Source organism: Sphaerotilus sp. FB-3 (assembly GCF_023706025.1).
GTDB lineage: Bacteria > Pseudomonadota > Gammaproteobacteria > Burkholderiales > Burkholderiaceae_C > Sphaerotilus > Sphaerotilus sulfidivorans.
This window is the reverse complement of record NZ_BQWE01000034.1, coordinates 1-22384: the sequence shown is the minus strand read 5'-3', so window position 1 is coordinate 22384 and position 22384 is coordinate 1. Positions and strand designations below refer to the sequence as shown.

Here is a 22384-nt window from a genome sequence, read left to right as displayed (position 1 = left end):
AGGGGAAAGGCGGTCAGGCCGCGGTGGAGGTGCGTCGTTGTAGCGCGGCCTCGGCCTGCTCCAGATCTGAAAAATGATGCCGGACGCCCGCCGTCTCCTGATAGTCCTCATGGCCCTTGCCGGCGATCAGCACCACATCGGCCGCGTCGGCGTCATGCAGCACGGTGGCGATCGCCGTGGCCCGGTCCTCGAGGCAGGCCAGCGTGGGCGCGGGCGTGCAGCCGGCCTGGATGTCGCGCAGGATCGCGGCGGGCGACTCATGGCGCGGATTGTCGCTGGTGAGCACCACCTCGTCGGCCAGCGCCTGGGCGATGCGGCCCATGACCGGCCGCTTGGTGGCATCGCGGTTGCCGCCGCAGCCGAAGACGCACCACAGCCGGCCGCCGCGCGCCTGCGCAAACGGGCGCAGCGCCTGCAGCGCCTTCTCCAGCGCATCCGGCGTGTGCGCGTAGTCGACCACCACCTGCGGCAGGTCCGTGGCACCGGCCGGCGGCTCGACCCGCTGCATCCGCCCCGGCACCGGGGTGAAGTCGGCCGCCAGCGCCGCCACCTGCGCCAGCGGCAGGCCCAGTGCACGCAGCACGCCGATCACGCCGACGACATTGGCGGCGTTGTAGTCGCCGATCAGCCCGGTGCGCACCGCCACCGGCGCGCCCGCCTCTTCGGTCAGCAGCAGGCACAGGCCGGCGCCGTCGTAGCGCAAGTCGCTGGCCTGCAGCCGCGCCGGCCGGGCCGAAGGCCGGGTCGAGCAGGTCCAGACCTCGAGCCGGCCCTCGGCCCTCAGCTCGTCGGCCAGGATGGCGCCCTGCGGATCGTCGATGTTGATGACCGCCGCGCGCAGGCCCGGCCAGTCGAACAGCGCCCGCTTGGCCTGCCAGTAGGCGGCCATGCTGCCGTGGTAGTCGAGGTGATCGGGCGTGAAGTTGGTGAACAGCGCGACATCGATCTTCATCGCGTCGAGCCGGTGCTCGGTCACGCCGATCGACGAGGCCTCCATCGCGCAGGCCGCGAAGCCGCGGGCGGCGAAGTCGCGCAGCGCGCGCTGCAGCGTGACCGGATCGGGCGTGGTCAGGCCGGTCGAGATCACCCGGGCCTCGGGCGCGACGCGGCTGGGCGGCTCGCCCACGCCCAGCGTGCCGACCACGCCGCAGCGCCGACCGGCCAGACTGAGCGCCTGCGCCAGCCACCAGGCGGTGGAGGTCTTGCCATTGGTGCCGGTGGTGGCCACCACATCGAGCAGACGGCTCGGATGCCCGTGCCAGGCCGCGGCCAGCGGTGCGGTGCTGGCCTTCAGCGCCGGCAGCGCGGCGATGCGCGCATCCGCGCCGAAGTCGAAGGCCTCGATGCCGTCGGCCTCGACCAGACAGGCGGCCGCGCCGGCGGCCAGCGCGGCGGGCACATGACGGCGGCCATCCTGCGCCAGCCCCGGCCAGGCGATGAAGACATCGCCCGACAGCACCTGGCGGCTGTCGGTGCGCAGCACCGCCTGCGGCGCGACACGGCGCAGCCAGGCCAGCGTCTCGTCGACATCCCGGAACAGGGTCACACGGGTCGGTTGCGTCGATCCCATCAGAACGATTCCTCCTCGGCCCGGGCCGCCTGCGTCCGGGCGATGATCTGCGGCGTCACCTCGCGGTCGGGCGGCACGCTCAGCACCCGCAGCGTCTGCTGCACCACCTGGCTGAAGACCGGCGCCGCGACCAGACCGCCGTAGTACTGGCCCTTGCCCGGCTCGTCGATCATGACCGCGACGACCACCCGAGGCTGGTCCAGCGGCGCCATGCCGACGAACCAGGAACGGTACTTGTTGCCGGCATAGCCCTTGCCCTCCTGCTTGCGCGCGGTGCCGGTCTTGCCGCCGACCGAATAGCCCAGGGCCTGGGCCTTCGGCGCAGTGCCGCCCTCGCCGGCGGCCATGCCGAGCATCTTGCGCACCGCGCGGGCCACCTCCGGCCGGAAGACCTGCTGCCCCTCGACCGGCCGGTCCTGCCGCTGCAGCGTGACCGGCACCAGCTGCCCGTCGCGGGCGAAGACGGTGTAGGCCTGGGCGAGCTGGAACAGCGAGGCCGACAGGCCGTAGCCATAGCTCATCGTCGCCTGCTCGATCGGGCGCCAGCTCTTGTAGGGCCGCAGCCGGCCCGAGGCCAGACCGGGAAACTCCATCTCGGGCTTCTGACCGAAGCCCAGCGAGCGGTACAGCTCCCACATCTCGCGCGGCTGCATCTGCATCGCCATCTTGACGGTGCCGACGTTGCTGGACTTCTGGATGATCTGCTCGACCGTCATCACGCCGAGCGGATGCGAGTCGCGGATCGTCGAGCCGGTGATGGTGATGCTGCCCGGCGCGGTCTGGATCACCGTTTCCGGCCGCACCCGGCCGGCCTGGATCGACTGCGCGGCGATGAAGGGCTTCATCGTCGAGCCCGGCTCGAAGGTGTCGGTCAGCGCACGGTTGCGCAGGTTCGCGCCGGTGCGGGTGCGCCGGTCGCCGGGCGTGTAGGAGGGATAGTTGGCCAGCGCCAGCACCTCGCCGGTGCGCACGTCCAGCACCACCACGCTGCCGGCCTGCGCCTCGTGCTGCGCCACCGCCTCGCGCAGGCGCTGGTAGGCGACGAACTGCACCTTGCTGTCGATCGACAGCGCGATGTCCTTGCCGTCCTCCGGCTCGACGATCTCGCCGATGTCCTCGACCACGCGGCCGAGGCGGTCGCGCACCACGCTGCGGCTGCCGTTGTGGCCCTGGAGCTGCTTCTGGAAGGCCAGCTCGACGCCTTCCTGGCCCTTTTCCTGCAGGTTGGTGAAGCCGACCACATGGGCCGCGGCCGCGCCCTCCGGATATTCGCGCCGGTATTCGCGCTCGATGGTGATGCCCTTGATCTTGAGCTCGCGGATGCGCGCGGCGGTGGTCTCGTCGATCAGGCGGCGCAGCCAGACGAAGTTGCCACCCTCGCGCACCTTCGCGGCCAGGTCGACCGGGGTGATGCCCAGCAGGCGGGTCAGTTCGGCCACCTGCTCCGGCGTGGCCTGGAAATCCTTCGGCATCATCCAGACCGAGGGCGCGGGCACGCTGGCGGCCAGCACCTCGCCGTTGCGGTCGGTGATGCGGCCGCGGCTGGCCTGCAGCTCGAAGGTGCGCTGGTAGCGCATCTCGCCCTGGGCCTGGAAGAACTCCTTGTCGATCGCCTGCACATACATCGCGCGCCCCAGCAGCAGCGCGAAGCTCAGGCCGACCACCACCAGCGCCAGCCGGGAGCGCCAGATCGGCGTCTTGGCCGTCAGCAGCGGGCTGGAGGCGTAGCGCGCCCCGGCGGGCGCGCCCTTCTGGCCTGCCGCCGGCGCCAGCCGGGCCGCCAGCCGGGAGCGGGCCCGATCCAGCCAGCCGGCGCTCACGGCCGGACCTCCTGGGCAGGCGCCGGGACCGCATCCAGATACTGGGTCACCGCCGGCGTGGCCACGCTCATGTGCAGCCGCTCGCGCGCGGCCAGATCGACGCGCACATGGGTGGCCTCGGTGCGCAGCTGCAGGCGCAGCCGCTCGGCCTCCTGCTCGAGGCGGCGCGCCTCGTTGCGCTCGCGCTCGAGCTGCACGAACTGGCGGCGCGAGTCATAGGACACATGCACCAGATACAGCGCGCTGGCCACGACCGCCAGCAGCAGCACGATGTTCAGCCGGGTCATGCCCGCCTCCGGGAGAAGGGCGCAGGCGCCGCCGGCAGCGCCGCATCGGTGCGCGCCGCCACCCGCAGGATCGCCGAGCGCGAGCGCGCGTTGGCCTCGACCTCGGCCTCCGAGGGCTTGATGCGCGCGACCTCCTCGAGCAGCGCCGGCTTCGGCGTGGCGAAGGGCACGCGCCGGTCGAACTCCTCGCGGGCATGGCGCTGGATGAAGTTCTTGACGATGCGGTCTTCCAGCGAGTGGAAGCTGATGATGGCCAGCCGCCCGCCCGGCGCCAGCGCCGCCAGCGAGGCCTCCAGCGCCTGCTCGAGCTCGTCGAGCTCGCCGTTGACCAGGATGCGCAGCGCCTGGAAGGTGCGGGTGGCCGGATCCTGGCCGCGCTCGCGGGTGCGCACCACGGTGGCGGCCAGCGCGGCCAGCTCGGAGGTGCGCGCCAGCGGCTGGCCGGCCTCGCGCCGCGCCACGATCGCCCGCGCCAGCGGGCCGGCGAAGCGCTCCTCGCCGTAGACGCGGATCACCTCGGCGATGCGCTCGAAGGGCGCGGTGGCGAGGAACTCGGCCGCGCTCTGGCCGCGCGTCGGATCCATGCGCATGTCGAGCGGCCCGTCGTGGCGGAAGCTGAAGCCCCGCGCCGGATCGTCGATCTGCGGCGAGGACACGCCGATGTCGAGCAGGATGCCGTCGACCTGCGCCACGCCGTGCGCGGCCATCACCTCGGGATAGTCGGCGAAGCGGGTGTGGTCGATCGAGAAGCGTGCGTCGTCGATGCGGGTGTCGCCCGCGCGGGCATGCGCGACGGCCTCGGGGTCGCGGTCGATCGCCATCAGCCGCCCGCCCGGCGCCAGGCGCGACAGGATCAGGCGCGAATGGCCGCCGCGGCCGAAGGTGCCGTCGATGTAGGTGCCGTCGGGGCGATGCAGCAGCGCGTCGACCGCCTCGTGGAGCAGCACGGTGATGTGCTGCCGGATGGGTGCTTCGGCAGGAACGGCCATGGGGGGAGAGGTCAGAGGCGGGAGCCCTGCAGACGCGACAGCGTCAACGGCGGCAGCGGCAGGTCATGCCCGGAAGGGCGGGTCGGCATGAACGGCATCGGGCTTCCGGCAGGCAGGCCGCCGCGAGAACGCGCAGGAACGCTCAGGCGCCCTGCGACATCCGGCGCAGACGCCGAAGTCCTCTGGAAGTGAAAGTCGACCACAAAAACCCACAAAACGACACGGTCGCCCACTGTAGCGGACAAATTGCGCGAGGGTCAAGGAAGCCACGCGTGAATCACCAATGAAATCAAATACTTAGGCAACCAAGACCCTGCAGGCGACGAATCGGGCCAGCACTGAAAAAAACCATGTGGATGAAGCACTTAGGAATATGTCCCGGCGCCGGGCACAAGATCAGTGCCTGAGCCAGTCGCCGAAAAATGTGAAATATGCCCAGCCACGGCAACGAGAAGCGACAGAAAAGACTTTCTTATCGACACATGAAACGGGCTCATGTTCCAGGCCCTTGCGCCGACTGCGCGGGGCGGGCGCGCGAGGCGCGGGTCATCGGATCGGGCCGACCGACCGTTGGTGACAGGACTTCGATGGAGAACGCGATGGATCGAATCCTGCACCGGTCGGTGCCTGCCGCCCTGGTCCTCGGGGCAGCCCTGCTGCTGGCGCCGCCCGCCATGGCCGGCCGCGGCGACGCCGACAGCCCGGTCGCCCGGGTGCTGCGGGTGGACGGCACGCTGCGGCTGCAGCGCGGCGCTGACGGCGATCTCGGCACGGACGAGCTGCGCGCCGAGCGCCGCTCGCCGGTGCGCGAGGGCGATCGCCTGCGCAGCGCCGCCGGGTCGCGCACCGAGATCGCCTTCGGCAGCGACCGCCTGCGCCTGGACGAGAACAGCGTGCTGAGCGTGCGCCGGCTCAGCGCCGGTCGCATCGAGCTGCGCCTGGAGCAAGGCCGCCTCGCGCTGCTGCTGGAAGGCGACGACGATCCGCTGCGCTGGCGCATCGAGACCGCCGCGGCGATGCATCGGCCGCAGGGCCCGGGCCTGTTCCGCATCGACGCGCCGGAATCGGCCCGATGGCTCGACGGGGCGGCGGCCACCGCCTGGCGCAGCCCGATGCACCTCGAGAGCGCCGACGACTCGCTGCTGCTGCAGCCGGGCCGCCGCGCCGAGCCCGATGGCCGGCGCGGCTGGCAGACCCGCCTGCCGGAGGCCGACCGGTTCGCCCGCTGGGCGATGGACGACTCGCGGGAGCGCTGGAACGACCCGGACCACGACGCGCCACGCACCAGCCTGCGCCCCCGGGCCCCGGTGGAACTCCCGGACGACATCGACGGCGTCGACACCCTGGATCGCCATGGCCGCTGGGAGCATGCCTCGGACTGGGGCTGGGTCTGGGTGCCACGCGCGAGTCTCGGCTGGGCGCCCTACCGCCAGGGCCGCTGGCGTCGCGGCGCCGACGGCTGGCTCTGGATCGACAGCGCGCCCTGGGGCGTGGCGACCTTCCGCCACGGCCGCTGGGTGCGCTGGGACAGCCACTGGGCCTGGCTGCCGGGGCCGGCGCTGCGCCATGTCGAGCCGGTCGCCCCCGTCTGGGAGGCGCCGCCACCGCGCGTCATCGTGCAGCCGGCTCCGGTCATCATCGAGACCCGGCCCGCTCGGCCTACCTATCCCGACACCCCGGTCCGGCCCGCCCCGGCCCCGCCGGTCGTGCGCATCGTGCCGGCCGCGCCCGTGGCCCCGGTCATGCCGGCACCGGCGCCGATCATCGTTCGCCCGGCACCGCAGCCGATGCCGCAGCCGATCCAGCCGCCGGCGCCCGCACCGGTCCGGGAGGCCGCACCGCGCCCGGACCGCCGCATTCACGAGAACATGATGTCGCCCGCCGCCCGGGAGGCCGCCGAGGAACTGCGCCGCGCCCAGCGCCAGCAATGAGCATGCGCTGAGCGCAGCCCGGCTCAGCCCGGCTGGCGGAAGCGCCGGCCGGCGTCCAGGCCCAGGCCGCTGGCCACGCTGGCCAGGCGGTCGCCGTGCAGCGCCTGCGCCTGAGGGAAAGCCGCGGCCAGACGCTCGGTCAGCGCCTTCAGCCCGGTCGAGCCGCCGGTGAAATAGACCGCGTCGATGCCATCGGCCGAGAGGCCGGCACGCCGCACCGTCTCGCGGGCAGCCTCGACGATGCGGCCGATGTCCTCCTCGAGTGCCTCGCGCGCCTGCTGCGCCGTCACCTCGACCGCCAGGCCGCGCTCGACCCAGGCCAGGTCGATGCGCGCGGCCTCGCCGGCAGCGGTGTCGATCTTGGCGCGCTCGGCACGGCCGAGCAGATCGTGGCCGAGCTGGTCGCCCACCACCTTCATCAGCCGGGCATGCTGGACCGGATCGGCATAGTCGCCGCGCATCATGCGCAGCTCCTGCAGGCGCGCCGGGCGGTAGACGGTGTTGATCAGATGCCAGGTGGCCAGATCGAAATAGACCCGGCTGGGCACCTCGCGCGGCGGCTGGCCGCCGATCGAGGGCCCGAGCGCGCCGAAGCCCAGCGCCGGCATGACCGCCGCCAGCTCGACGCGGCGGTCGAAGTCGGTGCCGGCCACATGCAGGCCGTGGTGGGCCAGCACATCGTCGGCGCGGTCGATGCGGTCGCGCCGCTGCGGGCCGACGCGCACGATCGAGAAGTCGGAGGTGCCGCCGCCGATGTCGGCGATCAGCACGCGCTGCTCGACCTCGATGCGCGATTCATGGTCGAAGGCCGCCGCCAGCGGCTCGAACTGGAAGGCGACCTCCTCGAAGCCGGCCTCGCGCGCGGCCTGCTCGAGCGCAGCCTGGGCCTGCGCGTCGCGCTGCGCGTCCTCGTCGACGAAATGCACCGGCCGGCCGATGACCGCGCGGCGCGGCGCCACGCCGGTGTGCAGCTCGGCGGCGCGGCGCAGGTGGCGCAGATAGCCCGAGATCACCTCGGCGAAGCCGATCGCGCGGCCGGCGCCGATGTCGGTCTGCTGCGTCATCAGCCCGGTGCCCAGCGCGCTCTTCATCGAGCGCATCAGCCGGCCCTCGCTGCCCTCGACATAGGCCGCCAGCGCAGCGCGGCCATGCAGCCGCGGCAGATCCTGCAGGCCCGGGCCCTCGGCCAGGTAGAAGGTGGCGGTCGGCATCGTGACCGCACCGTCCTCCAGCGGCACCAGCCGCATCGCGCCGCGGGCGTCAGGCACCGCGATGGCGGAATTGGAGGTGCCGAAATCGATGGCGCAGAAATCGGGAATCGGGGAGGCAGTCATGGGCGGCAGGCGGACGGGCGGAAGGGGCGCGATGATACCGGCCACCGACCGGATGCCGACCTGCCGACGTTTCCGCCTGCGCCGGAGACGCTCAGGCCCGCTTCAGCCCCACCTTCTCCACCACCTCGCGCCATACGCCGAACTCGCGTGACAGCGAGGCACTCAGGCCTTCCGGCGTATCCAGTACCGGATCGACGCCGATCTCGGCCAGCGCCTTGACCGTCTCCGGCCGTGCCAGATGCGTGCGCAGCAGGTCGGCCAGCTGCTCGGCCTGCGCCGTGCTGGCGCTGGCGGGCATCAGCATCGCGTAGTTCTCGAGCTCGGTCAGCAGACCGAAACCGAGCTCGGCATAGGTCGGCACCTCCGGCACGTAACGCGAGCGTGTAGCGCCGGTGATGGCGAGCACGCGCAGCTTGCCGGTGGCCGCCCGCGGCAGATAGTTGCCGAGCAGCATCGACATCGCCGGCAGCTGGCCCGACATCAAGTCCTCGGCCGCCGGGCCGGCGCCGCGATAGGCGACATGGCGCAGGTCGACCTGCGCCAGCCGCCCCAGCGCCGCGCCGATCAGGTGCGAGCCGGTGCCCACGCCCGGCGAACCGAAGCCGGAGCGATCAGGATTGAGCTCGACCCAGCGCAGGTAGTCGCGCAGCGTGCGGACCTCGGCCGGCACCGCCGGACCGACGACAAAGCAGATCGGCGCGCTGCCGATGGTGATGACCGGCTTGAAGTCCTGCTGCCGCAAGGCCTCGCCTCGGGCGATCTGCGGCACCAGGGTGATCGAGGAGGTCGGCGTGGTCAGCAGCACCGAGCCGTCGCCCGGTGCGGAGGACACCTGCCGGGCCGCGGTCAGACCGGCTGCCCCCGGACGGCTGTCGAGCTTGATGGTCTGGGCATACGTGCCCTGCAAGCCGGGTGCGATGCGCTGCAGCACCGCCTCGACCGTCCCCCCGGTGGTGAAGCCGTAAACCAGCTTCAGGTCGCTGACCGGCCCTGAGGAGGCCTGGGACCAGGCCGGTGCAGAGACGACCGAGGTGCCCAGGGCGCCCACGGCACCGAGAAATGATCTGCGCAACATCATGAGACCTTTCGACGGCATTGACGCCCCGAGGAATGGGGCCATCAAACGCCATCGCCAGATCTGCAGGAAACTTGATCCGCAATAACCCGCACGAACCCACACGAACCCGAGCAGGTCGGGCACGCGCAGGTCGGATGTCACGCCAGCCCGGCAGGCGCCTTCAGGTGCCAGTCGGTGGCCTGCTGCAGCGCGTGGCCGGCATGCAGCAGCGCGCCTTCCTGCCAGTAGTTGCCGATCAGCTGCAGGCCCACCGGCAGGCCGTCGGCGCCGAAGCCCGCCGGCACGCTGAGGCCGGGCAGCCCTGCCAGCGAGGCCGGCAGCGTGAAGATGTCGGCCAGGTATTCGGCCACCGGGTCGGTCTGGCTGCCGATCGGTCGCGCCACCGTCGGCGCCACCGGGCCGGCGATCAGGTCGCAGTCCTTGAACGCGGCCTGGAAGTCGTCGGCGATCATGCGGCGCAGCTTCTGCGCCTGCAGATAGTAGGCGTCGTAGTAGCCGTGCGAGAGCACATAGGTGCCGATCATGATCCGGCGCTTGACCTCGGGGCCGAAGCCTTCGCTGCGGCTCTTGCGGTACATGTCGTTCAGATCCTTGTACTCGGCCGCGCGGTGGCCGTAGCGCACGCCGTCGAAGCGGCTCAGGTTCGAGCTGGCCTCGGCCGGGGCGATGATGTAGTAGACCGGAATCGACAGCTCGGTGCGCGGCAGGCTGACCTCGACCAGCGTGGCGCCCAGGCGCTCCAGCTCGGCCAGCGCGGCACGCACCGCCGCCCGCACGTCGGCCGAGACGCCGTCGCCGAAGAATTCCTTCGGCAGGCCGATGCGCAGGCCCTTGAGCGGCTGGTCCGGCGTGGCGCCCTCGCGCAGCGCGGTCGTGGCGGCGACGAAGTCGGGCACCGGCTGCTCGGCGCTGGTGGCATCCAGCGGGTCGAAGCCGCTCATCGCCTGCAGCAGATGCGCGCAGTCCAGCGCCGAGCGCGCCATCGGGCCGGCCTGGTCCAGGCTGGAGGCGAAGGCGATCATGCCGTAGCGCGAGCAGCGGCCGTAGGTCGGCTTGATGCCGGTCACGCCGGTCAGGCTGGCGGGCTGGCGCACCGAGCCGCCGGTGTCGGTGCCGGTCGTGGCCGGCACCAGGCGCGCGGCCACCGCCACCGCGCTGCCGCCCGACGAGCCGCCGGCGATGCGCGCCGTGTCCCACGGATTGCGGGCCGGAAACCAGGCCGAGTTCTCGTTGGAGCCGCCCATCGCGAACTCGTCGCAGTTGAGCTTGCCCAGCGTCACCGCGCCGGCCGCGGCCAGCCGGCTGACCACGGTGGCGTCGAAGGGGCTGCGGTAGCCCGCGAGCATCTTCGAGCCGGCGGTGCTGGGCAGGTCGCGGGTGACGAAGATGTCCTTGTGCGCGATCGGCACGCCCAGCAGCGGATGCGCCGGGCCGTCGATGCCGCGGGCGCGCCAGAGGTCGGCCGCACCGGCCTGCGCCAGCGCCACCTCCTCGTCGACCGCCAGGAAGGCGCCGAGCGAGGCGTGCGCGGCCGTGCGGGCCAGCAGGTGCTTCGTCAGCTCGACGCTGGAGACCTGCTTCTCGTCGAGCAGGCGCGACAGCTCGGCCACGCCGAGTTCATGCAGCTGGGTCATCGTGATCCTTCCCCTGTCGTTCACTCGATCACCCGCGGCACCAGGAACAGGCCGGCCTCGACCGCCGGCGCGCTCTTCTGGTTGGCCTCGCGGCTGTCCGGCTCGGTCACCGCGTCCTCGCGCAGGCGCAGCGCCACCTCCTGGATGGCCGACAGGGGCGTGTACAGCGGCGCCACGCCGGTGGTGTCGACCGCCCGCATCTGCTCGACGATCGCGAAGAAGCCGTTGAGCTCGCCCAGCAGGCTCGCCTGCTCGGCCGGGCTGAGTTCAAGCCGCGCAAGATTTGCGATGCGGCTCACATCCTGAGGCGTGAGTGCCATTTTTCGTGACGGATTTGGTGGTTTAAGCAATATGAGCGCCCAGCCCATCCCTCCAAAGAAGGACAGCAAGCGCCGACATGCAGTGGCTTGGCCGGGACGCCGGATGCGTGCCACAAGCCATGGGGTATTATCACCCGCCCTTGCTTCACGCCCTGCCGGGCCCGGCCCGATGGCGCCGGACAGGCAGGGTTCACGGTTTCCAGTTCAGACCCGCGTTTCGTGGCTGGTCGTCACGCCACCGAAACGCCTTCGAGTTCACCATGTTCGGATCGTTGCGTCGCTATTTCTCCACCGATCTCGCGATCGACCTCGGGACCGCCAACACCCTGATCTATGTGCGTGGCACCGGCGTCGTGCTCAACGAGCCGTCGGTGGTGGCGATCCGCCACGAAGGCGGCCCGCACGGCAAGAAGACCATTCAGGCGGTCGGCGCCGAGGCCAAGGCCATGCTCGGCAAGGTGCCGGGCAACATCGAGGCCATCCGCCCGATGAAGGACGGCGTGATCGCCGACTTCACCGTCACCGAGCAGATGCTCAAGCAGTTCATCAAGATGGTGCATCCGCGCTCGCTCCTGCGACCGAGCCCGCGCATCATCATCTGCGTGCCCTGCGGCTCGACCCAGGTGGAACGCCGCGCGATCCGCGAGTCGGCCCTCGGCGCCGGCGCCAGCGAGGTCTACCTGATCGAGGAGCCGATGGCCGCGGCGATCGGCGCCGGCATGCCGGTGTCGGAAGCCTCCGGCTCGATGGTCGTCGACATCGGCGGCGGCACGACCGAGGTCGGCGTGATCTCGCTGGGCGGCATGGTCTACAAGGGCTCGGTGCGCGTCGGCGGCGACAAGTTCGACGAAGCCATCATCAACTACATCCGCCGCAACTACGGCATGCTGATCGGCGAGCCCACCGCCGAGGCCATCAAGAAGGAGATCGGCTCGGCCTTCCCCGGCTCCGAGATCAAGGAGATGGAAGTCAAGGGTCGCAACCTCTCGGAAGGCGTGCCGCGCAGCTTCACCGTATCGAGCAACGAGATCCTCGAAGCTCTGACCGACCCGCTCAACCAGATCGTCTCCAGCGTCAAGAAGGCGCTGGAGCAGACCCCGCCCGAGCTGGGCGCCGACATCGCCGAGCGCGGCATGATGCTGACTGGCGGCGGCGCGCTGCTGCGCGACCTGGACCGTCTGCTGGCCGAGGAGACCGGCCTGCCGGTGCTCGTCGCCGAGGATCCGCTGTCGTGCGTGGTGCGCGGCTGCGGCATGGCCCTGGAGCGCATGGAGCGCCTCGGCTCGATCTTCACGTCCGAATAAGCGGCCGCGCGCCGACGCTGCCGGCCGCGCCGACCGTTTCCCGACATGCCGCTGGGCACCCTCGACCGCACGCCGCCACCGTTCTTCCGCCAGGGCCCCTCGGCCCTGACGCGGCTGATCGTGTTCGCGTCGCTGTCGGTGTTCCTGATGGCGGCCGACACCCGGCTCGGCCTGACCGGCCCGCTGCGTGCGATTGCGGCCGTCATCCTGCATCCGATCGAGCGGGTGCTGCTCGCGCCGGTGCGCGGCGCGCTGTCGGCCGGCCTGTATGTGGACGGCATCGCCCAGGCCCAGGCCCGTGCCGATCAGGCCCGCGCCGAGCTGACCCGCCAGTCGGAGCGCTCCGTGCAGGCCGGCCAGCTGCAGCAGGAGAACGCCCGACTGCGCGCCCTGCTGGAGCTGCGCGAGCGGCTGTCGCTGCGCGCGCGCGCCGCCGAGGTGCTCTACGACGCGCCCGACCCCTACACCCGCAAGATCATCGTCGATCGCGGCAGCAGCCACGGCATCCTGCCGGGCTCGCCGGTGGTCAACGAGGACGGCGTGCTCGGCCAGGTCACCCGGGTCTATCCGATGACCGCCGAGGTCACGCTGGCGATCGACGAGGATGCGGCCATCCCGGTGCACAACCTGCGCACCGGCCAGCGCGGCGTGGTCTTCGGCTCGCCGTCGAGCGACAGCATGGAACTGCGCTTCGTCGCCGCCAACGCCGACGTGCAGGTCGGCGACCTGCTGCAGACCTCCGGCCTGGACGGTGTCTACCCGCCCGGACTGGCGGTGGCCAAGGTCAGCCGGCTCGACCGGCGCACCCAGTCCGACTTCGCCAAGATCATGCTGCAGCCGATGGCCTCGCCCGACCATGTGCGCCATGTGCTGGTGCTCGAGCCGATCGGACTGCACCAGCCGGCCCGTCCGAGCGCCGACGAGCCTTCGCTGCCGGCCCACGGCAAGGAAGCCCGCGAACGGACCAGCACCGCGGCCAGCGCGGCTTCCGCCGCCTCTGCCCCTGCGCCGCGCCGCTCGCCCTGAGGAGATCCGCCGATGATGCCCCGCTCGTCGGACCAGCTGCTGCTGCCGGTCAACCCATGGTTCATGTGGACCACGCTGGTCGCGGCGCTGCTGCTCAACCTGATCCCGCTGGGCCGCCAGCCGGCGATGCCGGACCTGATGGCGCTTGCGCTGGTGTTCTGGAACGTGCACCAGCCGCGCCGCGTCGGTGTCGGCGCGGCCTTCATGTTCGGCCTGCTGATGGATGTGCACGACAGCGCGCTGCTGGGTCAGCATGCGCTCGCCTACACGCTGCTGAGCTATTTCGCGATCACCATCCATCGCCGCATCCTGTGGTTCACGCCGGGCGCGCAGGCGGTGCATGTGCTGCCGCTGTTCACCGCCGCCCATGTGACCTCGCTGCTGCTGCGCCTGGCCACCGGCGCCGAGTTCCCCGGCTGGCCGATGCTGCTGGCGCCGCTGTTCGAGGCGCTGCTGTGGCCGCTGGCGAGCTGGCTGCTGCTGGTGCCGCAGCGCCGCGCCCCCGACCCGGACGAGAACCGGCCGCTGTGAGGCGGGCCGTGATCCGCCGCCGCGCCGCCCCGCCGTCACGATGACCGAACTGCGCAACGTCGAACAGGAGCTCGACCGGTTCCGCACCCGCCTGCTGGCGGCTGCGTTGCTGGTGCTGATCTGCTTCGGCCTGATCGTGGCGCGGCTGCTGGTGCTGCAGGTGGTCAAGCACGAGGAACTCTCGACCCGGGCCGAGAAGAACCGCATCTCGATCGTGCCGATCGTGCCCAACCGCGGCCTGATCGTCGATCGCAACGGCGTGGTGCTGGCCGACAACTACTCGGCCTACACGCTGGAGATCACCCGCTCGCAGCTGGTCGACGATCTGGACACCGTGATCGACCAGCTCTCGGAGGTGGTGGAGATCGCGCCGCGCGACCGCCGCCGCTTCAAGCGGGTGATGGTCGAGTCCAAGCGCTTCGAGTCGCTGCCGATCCGCACCAAGCTCACCGACGAGGAGGTCGCGCGCTTCACCGCGCAGCGCTACCGCTTTCCCGGCGTCGAGATCAAGGCGCGGCTGTTCCGCAACTATCCCTTCGGCGAGACGGCGGGCCATCTGATCGGCTACATCGGCCGCATCAACCAGCGCGAGAAGGACATGATGGCCGAGTGGTCCGACGAGGACCAGGCCAACTACCGCGGCACCGAGGTGATCGGCAAGCTCGGCATCGAGCAGAGCTACGAGCGCGAGCTGCACGGCATCACCGGCTTCGAGGAGGTCGAGACCTCGGCCGGCGGGCATCCGGTGCGGCTGCTGCGCTCCGAGCCGGCCACGCCGGGCAACACCGTGCGGCTGTCGATCGACATCAAGCTGCAGGCGCTGGTCGAGGAGCTGTTCGGCAGGCGCCGCGGCGCGCTGGTGGCGATCGACCCGCGCAACGGCGAGGTGCTGGCCTTCGTCAGCCAGCCCGGCTTCGATCCCAATCTGTTCGTCGGCGGCATCGACCAGGACTCCTGGAAGGAACTCAACGAGTCGCTCGACAAGCCGCTGCTCAACCGCGCGCTGCGCGGCACCTACCCGCCAGGCTCGACCTACAAGCCCTTCATGGCGATGGCCGCGCTGATCACCGGCAAGCGCACCGCCGGCCAGGCCATCTTCGACAACGGCTCGTTCATGTTCGGCAACCACCGCTTCCGCAGCCACGGCGATCATGGCCTGGGCTCGGTCGACATGGCCCGCTCGATCGTGCAGTCGAGCAATGTCTACTACTACATGCTCGCCAGCGAGATGGGCGTGGACATGATCCATGACCAGATGGCGCCCTACGGCTTCGGCGAGAAGACCGGCATCGACCTGGAAGGCGAGGCCACCGGCGACCTGCCCTCGACCGAGTGGAAGCGCACCAAGTACAAGCGCCCGGAGCAGAAGCGCTGGTATGCCGGCGAGACCATCTCGCTGGGCATCGGCCAGGGCTACAACAACTTCACCATGCTGCAGCTCGCCAGCGCGCAGGCCACGCTGGTGGCCGGCGGCAAGCGCTACGCGCCGCGCGTGGTGCGCGGCATCGAGGACGCGGTCAGCCGCGAGACACGCATCCTGTCCTCGCAGCTGGTACTCGACATGAAGCTGCGCGAGCCCGATGTCGATGTCATCAAGCGCGCGATGTTCGGCGTGACCCAGTCCGGCACCGCCACCCGGGTCTTTGCCGGCGCGGCCTACGCCAGCGGCGGCAAGACCGGCACCGCGCAGGCGGTCACCATCCGCCAGAACGAGAAGTACAACGCCTCCCGGCTGGCCGAGTACAAGCGCGACCACTCGCTCTACACCGCCTTCGCGCCGCTGGACGAGCCGCGCATCGCGCTGGCGATCGTCGTGGAGAACGCCGGCTTCGGCGCCGAGGCCGCCGCGCCGATCGTGCGTCGTGTGCTCGACTATGTGATCGCCGGCCGCTATCCCTCGCCCGAGGACATCGCGCTGGTCCAGAAGGGCCAGGGGGCGGCGCCGATCGGCCCCTTCATCGCGGTGGCCGACGTGCCGCTGCCGCCGGCGCGCACCGGCGGCATGGAGAGCGACCCGCCCGCGGCGGCGGCCTCCTCCGCAGCCACCGCCAATGCCAGCACGCCGCGCCAGATCGACCCGACCCCGCCGGGCGAACCGCCCCAGGCCCGCGCGCTGCAGCGCTGGTGGGTGCCCCGACGCGATGCATCGCCCGCGCCGCCGGCGCCGAGCACACCGGCCGCCTCACCGAAGGACTCCGCGCCATGATCATCAACACCCCGTTCGACCGCCCGACCCTGTGGCAGCGGGTGCAGCCGCTGTTCCGCGGCTTCGATCTGCCGCTGCTGCTGGCCATCCTGATCATCGCCACCATCGGCCTGACCGCGATGTACTCGGCCGGCTACGACAACGGCGCGCGCTTCGGACTGCAGGTGCGCAACATGGCGCTGGCCGGCGTGGTCTTCTTCCTGGTGGCCCAGGCACCGCAGCAGCGGCTGATGTCGCTGGCGGTGCCGCTGTACACGCTGGGCGTCATCCTGCTGCTGCTCACCGCCGCCTTCGGCATCGACCCGACGAACAAGGGCGCACGGCGCTGGCTCAATGTCGGCATCGTCATCCAGCCCAGCGAGATCCTGAAGATCGCCACGCCGCTGATGGCCGCCTGGTGGTTCCAGCGCCGCGAAGGCCGCGGCCAGACCGGCGACATCGCCAAGGCCTTCGTGCTGGTGCTGGTGCCCTTCCTGCTGGTGGCCAAGCAGCCCGACCTGGGCACCGGCCTGCTGATCTTCTTCGCCGGCTTCTTCGTCATCTTCTTCGCCGGGCTGTCGTGGAAGCTGATCCTTCCGGCCATCGCGCTGGGCAGCATCGGCATCATCGCGCTGATCCTGGCCGAGCCGACCATCTGCCAGCCCGGAGTGGACTGGCATGTGCTGCACACCTACCAGAAGAACCGCGTCTGCACCCTGCTCGACCCGAACCGCGATCCGCTGGGCAAGGGCTTCCACATCATCCAGGGCATGATCGCCATCGGCTCGGGCGGACTGACCGGCAAGGGCTTCATGCAGGGCACCCAGACCCATCTGGAGTTCATCCCGGAGCGCACCTCCGACTTCATCTTCGCGGCCTTCTCCGAGGAATTCGGCTTTGCCGGCGGCTGCGCGCTGCTGGCGGCCTACACCTTCCTGATCTTCCGCGGCCTGGTGATCGCGCACGAGGCGCCGACCACCTTCTCGCGCCTGCTGGCCGGCTCGATCACGATGAGCTTCTTCGTCTATGCCTTCGTCAACATGGGCATGGTCAGCGGCATCCTGCCGGTGGTGGGCGTGCCGCTGCCCTTCATGAGCTACGGCGGCACCGCGCTGGTCACGCTCGGGCTGTCGCTGGGCATCCTGATGTCGATCGCCCGATCGCGCCGGCTGATGCAGAGCTGAGGCAGAGCTGATGCAGAGCGGCGGCCGGGCGGCGCGGCTCAGACCGGAATCTCGTCGGAGCGCGCCGGCTCGGCCGCCGGCCCCTCCGGCGACACCGCCTCCGGCACCGGCGCCTGGCGCAGGCGGATGGTGAAGCGCGCCCCCGGCCCCTCGCCGATCGGCACCTGACCCGGCTCGCGGGCATCGTCGAGCTGCACCGTGCTGCCATGCTGGTGGGCGATCTCCGCGACGATCGCCAGCCCCAGGCCGGAGCCGTCGACCGTGGTGCCCAGCGCGCGGTAGAAGGGCTGGAAGACCAGCTCGCGCTCGGCCGCCGGAATGCCCGGCCCCGAGTCCTCGACCTGCAGCACCACCGTCTGCGCAAACGGATCGGGCACCACCCGCACCGTGACGGCACCGCCGCGCGGGGTGTAGTGCAGCGCGTTGTCGACCAGATTGGAGATCAGCTCGCGCAGCAGCAGGGCGTGGCCGAGCACATCGGTCTGGCCGGGACGCTGCAGGGCGTCCGGCAGTCGGGAGTCGGCGCCCTCGTAGCCCAGATCGATGCCGGCATCGAGCGAACGCGGCACGAAGTCGCGCACCACATCGGTGGCCAGGGCCTCCAGGTCGATGCGGTCACGGGCCTCGATGCCGGCACGTGCATCGGCCCGCGCCATCGACAGCAGCTGGTTGACCATGTGCGCCGCGCGCTGCGAGGCCCGCGCCATCTGCTGCAGCGAGGCACGCAGCAGCTGCGGATCGCCGTGGCCGGCGTCGATCTCGCGCGCAGCCAGCTCGGCCTGCATGCGCAGGCCCGCCAGCGGCGTCTTGAGCTGGTGCGCCGCATCCGCCAGGAAGCGCTTCTGCGTCGCCAGCGAGGACTGCTGGCGCTCGAGCAGGTCGTTGATCGCCTGCACCAGCGGCGAGACCTCCTCGGGCACCTCATGCACGTCGATCGGCGAGACATCGTCGCTGGCGCGCTCGCGGATGCGCTGCTGCAGCGCGGTCAGCGGCGCCAGACCGCGCACCAGCGCCATCCACACCAGCAGCACCGCCACCGGCAGGATGACGAACTGCGGCAGGATCACGCCCTTGATGATCTCGGTGGCCAGCCGCGAGCGCTTGGCCTGCGTCTCGGCCACCTGCACCAGCACCGCGCGCGCGTCCGATCCCGGCACGATCCACTGGTAGGCCACACGCACGCTGTCGCCGTGGATCTCGTCGTCGCGCACCTTGACCTGGCCGGGCGTGCGCGGCTCGTCGGCGGGCGGCAGCGGCAGGTCGCGGTCGCCGCTGACGATCTCGCCCCGCGCGCCGCGCACCAGGTAATAGACATTGTCGACCTCGTCGGCGCGCAGCATGCGCGCCGTCTCGCGCGACAGGTCGAACAGGATGTCGTCGCCGCGCACCTCGACGCGCTGGCCCAGCGAGCGCACCGACTCGATCAGCGCCCGGTCATACGGCAGGCTGGCGATGCCCTGCGCGGCCAGCCAGGTCAGCGCCAGGCTCATCGGCCACAGCAGCAGCAGCGGCGCGAGCATCCAGTCGAGGATCTCGCCGAACAGCGAGCGCTGCTCGCGCCGGCGCGCAAGCAGCCCGACCGGCGCAGCCGGCGCCGAGGCCGGTTCCGGAACCGGCAGGGCCTCAGGCCGCGATCTTCTCAAGACAGTAGCCCAGACCGCGCACGGTGGCGATGCGGATCGGGCCCTGCTCGATCTTCTTGCGCAGCCGGTGGATGTAGACCTCGATGGCGTTGTTGCTGACCTCCTCGCCCCACTCGCACAGCCGCTCGACCAGCTGGTCCTTGCTCACCAGGCGGCCGGCGCGCTGCAGCAGCACCTCCAGCAGGCTGAGCTCGCGCGCCGACAGGTCGACCATCTGCTCGTTGATGTAGGCGACGCGACCGGTGGCGTCGAAGGTCAGCGGCCCGTGCTTGATCAGGCTGCTGGCCGAGCCCAGGCCGCGGCGGGTGAGCGCGCGCACCCGGGCCTCCAGCTCCTGCAGCGAGAAGGGCTTGGCCATGTAGTCGTCGGCGCCCAGGTCCAGGCCCTTGACGCGCTGCTCGATCGAGTCGGCCGCAGTCAGGATCAGCACCGGCACCGCCGAGCCGCGCCCGCGCAGCTTCTTCAGCACCTCCAGGCCATGCATCTTGGGCAGACCCAGATCGAGAATCAGCAGATCGAACTCGTGGGCCGCCAGCGCGGCATCGGCTTCCGATCCGCTGGCCACATGGTCGACGGCATAGCCAGCGCTGCGCAGGCTGCGCAGCAGTCCGTCGGCCAGGACCTGGTCATCTTCGGCGATCAGAATGCGCATGTCAGTCTCCTCTGTATCCTGCCGGATCCTGAGGGATCCCTGCTTCTGGGTCCGATTGTAGAAAGCCCCGGACCGTACCGCATCGGGACAGATGCGATGATGGCCACCCGCGCCTTGCGTCTCGTCAGGCAACAGCCGGACAGCATGGCCGGGGCGAAGTCATCGGATGACCTGCCGTCCGGATCGCCTGTGCACCTCAGGCCACAGGCCAGCGGATCCGCCGACCGATCCATCACATCACCACTGTACAAATAGACAGTCTCTGAGATAATGGCCGCCACACCCAGGAGAACCCCGATGGATGCATCCAAGTCCGCCCCCGCCTCGCTGAACACCGAGAAGGCCAAGGCCCTGCAGGCCGCGCTGGCGCAGATCGACAAGCAGTTCGGCAAGGGATCGATCATGCGCCTCGGCGAGGGCGAGGTGATCGAGGACATCCAGGTCGTCTCGACCGGCTCGCTGGGCCTGGACATCGCGCTGGGCGTGGGCGGCCTGCCGCGCGGCCGGGTCATCGAGATCTACGGCCCCGAGTCCTCGGGCAAGACCACGCTGACGCTGCAGGTCATCGCCGAGATGCAGAAGCTCGCCGGCACCTGCGCCTTCATCGACGCCGAGCATGCGCTCGATGCGCAGTACGCGCAGAAGCTCGGCGTGAACCTGCAGGAGCTGCTGATCAGCCAGCCCGACACCGGCGAGCAGGCGCTGGAGATCGTCGATGCGCTGGTGCGCTCCGGCGCGGTCGACCTGATCGTCGTCGACTCGGTCGCGGCGCTGACCCCGAAGGCCGAGCTCGAGGGCGAGATGGGCGATGCCCTGCCCGGCCTGCAGGCCCGTCTGATGAGCCAGGCGCTGCGCAAGCTCACCGCCACCATCAAGAAGACCAACTGCACCGTCATCTTCATCAACCAGATCCGCATGAAGATCGGCGTGATGTTCGGCAGCCCGGAGACCACCACCGGCGGCAACGCGCTGAAGTTCTACGCCTCGGTGCGCCTCGACATCCGCCGCGTGGGCAGCATCAAGAAGGGCGACGAGGTGATCGGCAACGAGACCCGGGTCAAGGTGGTCAAGAACAAGGTCAGCCCGCCGTTCAAGACCGCCGACTTCGACATTCTCTACGGCGAGGGCATCAGCCGCGAAGGCGAGATTCTCGATCTGGGCGTCAACGCCAAGCTGGTCGACAAGTCCGGTGCCTGGTACGCCTACAAGGGCGAGAAGATCGGCCAGGGCAAGGACAACAGCCGCGAGTTCCTGCGCGAGAACCCGGATCTGGCCCACGAGATCGAGAACCGCATCCGCGAATCGCTCGGCATCAGCCTGCTGCCGCCGCTGGCCGGCACCGAAGGCGCCTGAGCCCGCGGGCACCCGTGCCAGCGCCCAGCCTCAGTCTGAAAGGACGCGCGCTGCGCTTCCTGAGCCTGCGCGAGCATTCGCGCAGCGAACTTGCGCGCAAGCTCGCACCGCATGCCGAAAGCGCCGAGCAGGTCGATGCGCTGCTGGACGAGCTGACCGCGCTGGGCTTTCTCAGCGAGCAGCGCTTCGTCGAATCTCTGCTGCACCGGCGCGCTGCCCGCCACGGCAGCGGCCGCATCCGCCAGGAGCTGAACGCCAGCGGCGTCGATCCGGCCGATCACCAGGAAGCGCTCGACGCCCTGAAGGACAGCGAGCTGAGCCGGGCGCGCGCGGTCTGGTCACGCCGCTACGCCAGCGCGCCGTCCGACCTGAACGAGCGTGCGCGCCAGACGCGCTTTCTGCTCGCTCGCGGCTTCTCGTCCACCATCGTCCGCCAGGTGCTGCAGGCCGCGGCACATGCCGAGATCGACGACACTGAAGCGCAGGATCGGCCAGACTGACCCTGGTCATACGACGTCCAAACACTGTGGGAAGCACGCATCCTGTTGATGCGGCGCAACATGCTACAGTTCGCGCGCCTCGGCAAAGCCGCCGACCAGGGCGCCGCCGCAGCGCGCCAGGACGCATTCATTCCTGAATCCCTTCAGAACAGAGCTCAAGCGATGAAGATCCACGAATACCAAGGCAAGGAAATCCTGCGCCAGTTCGACGTTCCGGTGCCGCGCGGCTACCCGGCGTTCACGGTTCAGGAGGCGGTGGAAGCCGCCGAGAAGCTGGGCGGCCCGGTCTGGGTCGTGAAGGCGCAGATCCATGCAGGCGGCCGCGGCAAGGGCGGCGGCGTGAAGGTCGCGAAGTCGCTCGACGACGTGCGCGCCCGCGCCACCGACATCCTGGGCATGCAGCTGGTCACGCACCAGACCGGCGCGGAAGGCCAGAAGGTCCGCCGCCTGTACATCGAGGACGGCGCCGACATCGGCAAGGAGTTCTACGTCTCGCTGGTCACCGACCGCGGCACGCAGAGCGTGGCCTTCATCGCCTCGTCGGAAGGCGGCATGGACATCGAGGAGGTCGCGCACTCGACGCCCGAGAAGATCATCACCGAGATGATCGACCCGCTGGCCGGTCTGACCGACGAGCAGGCGGCCAAGATCGCGCGTGCCATCGGCATGGAAGGCCACACCGTGGACCAGGCCGTGTCGCTGTTCAAGAACCTGTACCGCTGCTACATGGAGACGGATGCCTCGCTGGTCGAGATCAACCCGCTCAACCGTGACAGCAAGGGCAACCTGATGGCGCTGGACGCGAAGTTCAACTTCGACTCCAACGCGCTGTTCCGTCACCCGGAGATCGTGGCCTACCGCGATCTGGACGAAGAGGATCCGGCCGAGGTCGAGGCGTCGAAGTTCGATCTGGCCTACATCAGCCTGGACGGCAACATCGGCTGCCTGGTCAACGGCGCCGGTCTGGCGATGGCGACGATGGACACCATCAAGCTGTTCGGCGGCGAGCCGGCCAACTTCCTGGACGTCGGCGGCGGCGCCAC

General features: G+C 70.5%; 19 protein-coding genes. 9 read left to right on the top strand and 10 right to left on the bottom strand.

Annotation, left to right across the window (positions count from 1 at the left end; all coding sequences use genetic code 11):
* Positions 1–13: 13 nt before the first annotated feature.
* The 4 genes from NFT33_RS13395 to rsmH are packed head-to-tail and all read right to left on the bottom strand — an operon-like array spanning position 14 to position 4666.
* Positions 14–1570 carry a UDP-N-acetylmuramoyl-L-alanyl-D-glutamate--2,6-diaminopimelate ligase gene (locus NFT33_RS13395; RefSeq protein WP_251676043.1) on the bottom strand — a complete coding sequence of 519 codons (1557 nt, stop codon included), beginning with the start codon at positions 1568–1570 and terminating at the stop codon, positions 14–16.
* A complete protein-coding gene (locus tag NFT33_RS13390; RefSeq protein ID WP_251676245.1) occupies positions 1570–3354 on the bottom strand; it encodes a peptidoglycan D,D-transpeptidase FtsI family protein in 1785 nt (594 codons plus the stop codon). Before NFT33_RS13390 ends, NFT33_RS13395 begins: the two co-directional genes overlap by 1 nt.
* Positions 3355–3386: 32 nt before the next feature.
* Entirely contained in the window at positions 3387–3677 is a 291-nt protein-coding gene (ftsL, locus tag NFT33_RS13385; RefSeq protein ID WP_149504566.1) for a cell division protein FtsL, read from the bottom strand.
* Positions 3674–4666, bottom strand: a complete 993-nt coding sequence (gene rsmH, locus NFT33_RS13380; protein ID WP_251676040.1) for a 16S rRNA (cytosine(1402)-N(4))-methyltransferase RsmH — start codon at positions 4664–4666, stop codon at positions 3674–3676. The genes ftsL and rsmH overlap by 4 nt, the downstream gene beginning before the upstream one ends.
* 599 nt (positions 4667–5265) lie before the next feature.
* Here rsmH and NFT33_RS13375 point away from each other — a divergent pair.
* Positions 5266–6597 carry a FecR family protein gene (locus NFT33_RS13375; RefSeq protein WP_251676038.1) on the top strand — a complete coding sequence of 444 codons (1332 nt, stop codon included), beginning with the start codon at positions 5266–5268 and terminating at the stop codon, positions 6595–6597.
* A 23-nt stretch (positions 6598–6620) separates the two neighbouring features.
* Here NFT33_RS13375 and NFT33_RS13370 read toward each other — a convergent pair whose 3' ends face one another.
* From NFT33_RS13370 to gatC, 4 genes are all read right to left on the bottom strand, one after another.
* The gene (locus NFT33_RS13370) at positions 6621–7931 is read right to left on the bottom strand and encodes an Hsp70 family protein (RefSeq protein ID WP_251676036.1); all 1311 of its coding nucleotides are present in this window, start codon (positions 7929–7931) and stop codon (positions 6621–6623) included.
* A gap of 91 nt (positions 7932–8022) precedes the next feature.
* Entirely contained in the window at positions 8023–9006 is a 984-nt protein-coding gene (locus NFT33_RS13365; protein WP_251676034.1) for a tripartite tricarboxylate transporter substrate-binding protein, read from the bottom strand.
* 140 nt (positions 9007–9146) lie between these two features.
* Positions 9147–10643 (bottom strand): Asp-tRNA(Asn)/Glu-tRNA(Gln) amidotransferase subunit GatA, encoded by a 1497-nt coding sequence (gatA, locus tag NFT33_RS13360; RefSeq protein WP_251676032.1) that lies wholly within the window; start codon positions 10641–10643, stop codon positions 9147–9149.
* 20 nt (positions 10644–10663) lie between these two features.
* On the bottom strand, positions 10664–10963 hold the full coding sequence (gatC, locus tag NFT33_RS13355; RefSeq protein ID WP_149504572.1) for an Asp-tRNA(Asn)/Glu-tRNA(Gln) amidotransferase subunit GatC: 300 nt from the start codon (positions 10961–10963) through the stop codon (positions 10664–10666).
* A gap of 260 nt (positions 10964–11223) precedes the next feature.
* Between gatC and NFT33_RS13350 the strand changes: the two genes are divergently transcribed.
* From NFT33_RS13350 to rodA, 5 genes are read left to right on the top strand one after another with little or no spacing between them, the layout of a single operon-like run.
* The gene (locus tag NFT33_RS13350) at positions 11224–12267 is read left to right on the top strand and encodes a rod shape-determining protein (RefSeq protein ID WP_037480320.1); all 1044 of its coding nucleotides are present in this window, start codon (positions 11224–11226) and stop codon (positions 12265–12267) included.
* A gap of 45 nt (positions 12268–12312) precedes the next feature.
* Positions 12313–13293: a rod shape-determining protein MreC gene (mreC, locus tag NFT33_RS13345; protein WP_251676030.1), complete on the top strand. Its 981-nt coding sequence runs from the start codon at positions 12313–12315 to the stop codon at positions 13291–13293.
* A gap of 12 nt (positions 13294–13305) precedes the next feature.
* Positions 13306–13824: a rod shape-determining protein MreD gene (gene mreD, locus NFT33_RS13340; RefSeq protein ID WP_251676028.1), complete on the top strand. Its 519-nt coding sequence runs from the start codon at positions 13306–13308 to the stop codon at positions 13822–13824.
* A gap of 40 nt (positions 13825–13864) precedes the next feature.
* Positions 13865–16030, top strand: coding sequence for a penicillin-binding protein 2 (gene mrdA, locus NFT33_RS13335; protein WP_251676026.1), 2166 nt, complete (start codon positions 13865–13867; stop codon positions 16028–16030).
* 2 nt (positions 16031–16032) lie between these two features.
* Complete coding sequence (gene rodA, locus NFT33_RS13330; protein WP_251676243.1) at positions 16033–17193, top strand: rod shape-determining protein RodA; 1161 nt, start codon at positions 16033–16035, stop codon at positions 17191–17193.
* Between the two features lie 38 nt (positions 17194–17231).
* Here rodA and NFT33_RS13325 read toward each other — a convergent pair whose 3' ends face one another.
* Together NFT33_RS13325 and NFT33_RS13320 are read right to left on the bottom strand one after the other, a co-directional pair.
* Positions 17232–18713, bottom strand: coding sequence for a sensor histidine kinase (locus NFT33_RS13325; protein ID WP_251676241.1), 1482 nt, complete (start codon positions 18711–18713; stop codon positions 17232–17234).
* Between the two features lie 103 nt (positions 18714–18816).
* The gene (locus NFT33_RS13320; protein ID WP_149504576.1) at positions 18817–19488 is read right to left on the bottom strand and encodes a response regulator; all 672 of its coding nucleotides are present in this window, start codon (positions 19486–19488) and stop codon (positions 18817–18819) included.
* Between the two features lie 297 nt (positions 19489–19785).
* Between NFT33_RS13320 and recA the strand changes: the two genes are divergently transcribed.
* From recA to sucC, 3 genes are all read left to right on the top strand, one after another.
* Positions 19786–20841, top strand: a complete 1056-nt coding sequence (gene recA, locus NFT33_RS13315; RefSeq protein WP_037480324.1) for a recombinase RecA — start codon at positions 19786–19788, stop codon at positions 20839–20841.
* 14 nt (positions 20842–20855) lie between these two features.
* Entirely contained in the window at positions 20856–21341 is a 486-nt protein-coding gene (gene recX / locus NFT33_RS13310) for a recombination regulator RecX (RefSeq protein WP_251676024.1), read from the top strand.
* Between the two features lie 162 nt (positions 21342–21503).
* The coding region (gene sucC / locus NFT33_RS13305; protein WP_251676021.1) for an ADP-forming succinate--CoA ligase subunit beta at positions 21504–22384 on the top strand (881 nt) is incomplete at its 3' end.

What these genes read in the sequence shown, in the direction of transcription:
- recA (WP_037480324.1), top strand. Translation starts at nt 19,786, where the DNA reads ATGGATGCATCCAAGTCCGCCCCCGCCTCGCTGAACACCGAGAAGGCC.
- gatA (WP_251676032.1), bottom strand. Translation starts at nt 10,643, where the DNA reads ATGACCCAGCTGCATGAACTCGGCGTGGCCGAGCTGTCGCGCCTGCTC.
- NFT33_RS13370 (WP_251676036.1), bottom strand. Translation starts at nt 7,931, where the DNA reads ATGACTGCCTCCCCGATTCCCGATTTCTGCGCCATCGATTTCGGCACC.
- ftsL (WP_149504566.1), bottom strand. Translation starts at nt 3,677, where the DNA reads ATGACCCGGCTGAACATCGTGCTGCTGCTGGCGGTCGTGGCCAGCGCG.
- NFT33_RS13320 (WP_149504576.1), bottom strand. Translation starts at nt 19,488, where the DNA reads ATGCGCATTCTGATCGCCGAAGATGACCAGGTCCTGGCCGACGGACTG.
- NFT33_RS13395 (WP_251676043.1), bottom strand. Translation starts at nt 1,570, where the DNA reads ATGGGATCGACGCAACCGACCCGTGTGACCCTGTTCCGGGATGTCGAC.
- gatC (WP_149504572.1), bottom strand. Translation starts at nt 10,963, where the DNA reads ATGGCACTCACGCCTCAGGATGTGAGCCGCATCGCAAATCTTGCGCGG.
- NFT33_RS13350 (WP_037480320.1), top strand. Translation starts at nt 11,224, where the DNA reads ATGTTCGGATCGTTGCGTCGCTATTTCTCCACCGATCTCGCGATCGAC.
- NFT33_RS13325 (WP_251676241.1), bottom strand. Translation starts at nt 18,713, where the DNA reads ATGCTCGCGCCGCTGCTGCTGCTGTGGCCGATGAGCCTGGCGCTGACC.
- rsmH (WP_251676040.1), bottom strand. Translation starts at nt 4,666, where the DNA reads ATGGCCGTTCCTGCCGAAGCACCCATCCGGCAGCACATCACCGTGCTG.
- mreC (WP_251676030.1), top strand. Translation starts at nt 12,313, where the DNA reads ATGCCGCTGGGCACCCTCGACCGCACGCCGCCACCGTTCTTCCGCCAG.
- mreD (WP_251676028.1), top strand. Translation starts at nt 13,306, where the DNA reads ATGATGCCCCGCTCGTCGGACCAGCTGCTGCTGCCGGTCAACCCATGG.
- NFT33_RS13375 (WP_251676038.1), top strand. Translation starts at nt 5,266, where the DNA reads ATGGATCGAATCCTGCACCGGTCGGTGCCTGCCGCCCTGGTCCTCGGG.
- mrdA (WP_251676026.1), top strand. Translation starts at nt 13,865, where the DNA reads ATGACCGAACTGCGCAACGTCGAACAGGAGCTCGACCGGTTCCGCACC.
- NFT33_RS13365 (WP_251676034.1), bottom strand. Translation starts at nt 9,006, where the DNA reads ATGTTGCGCAGATCATTTCTCGGTGCCGTGGGCGCCCTGGGCACCTCG.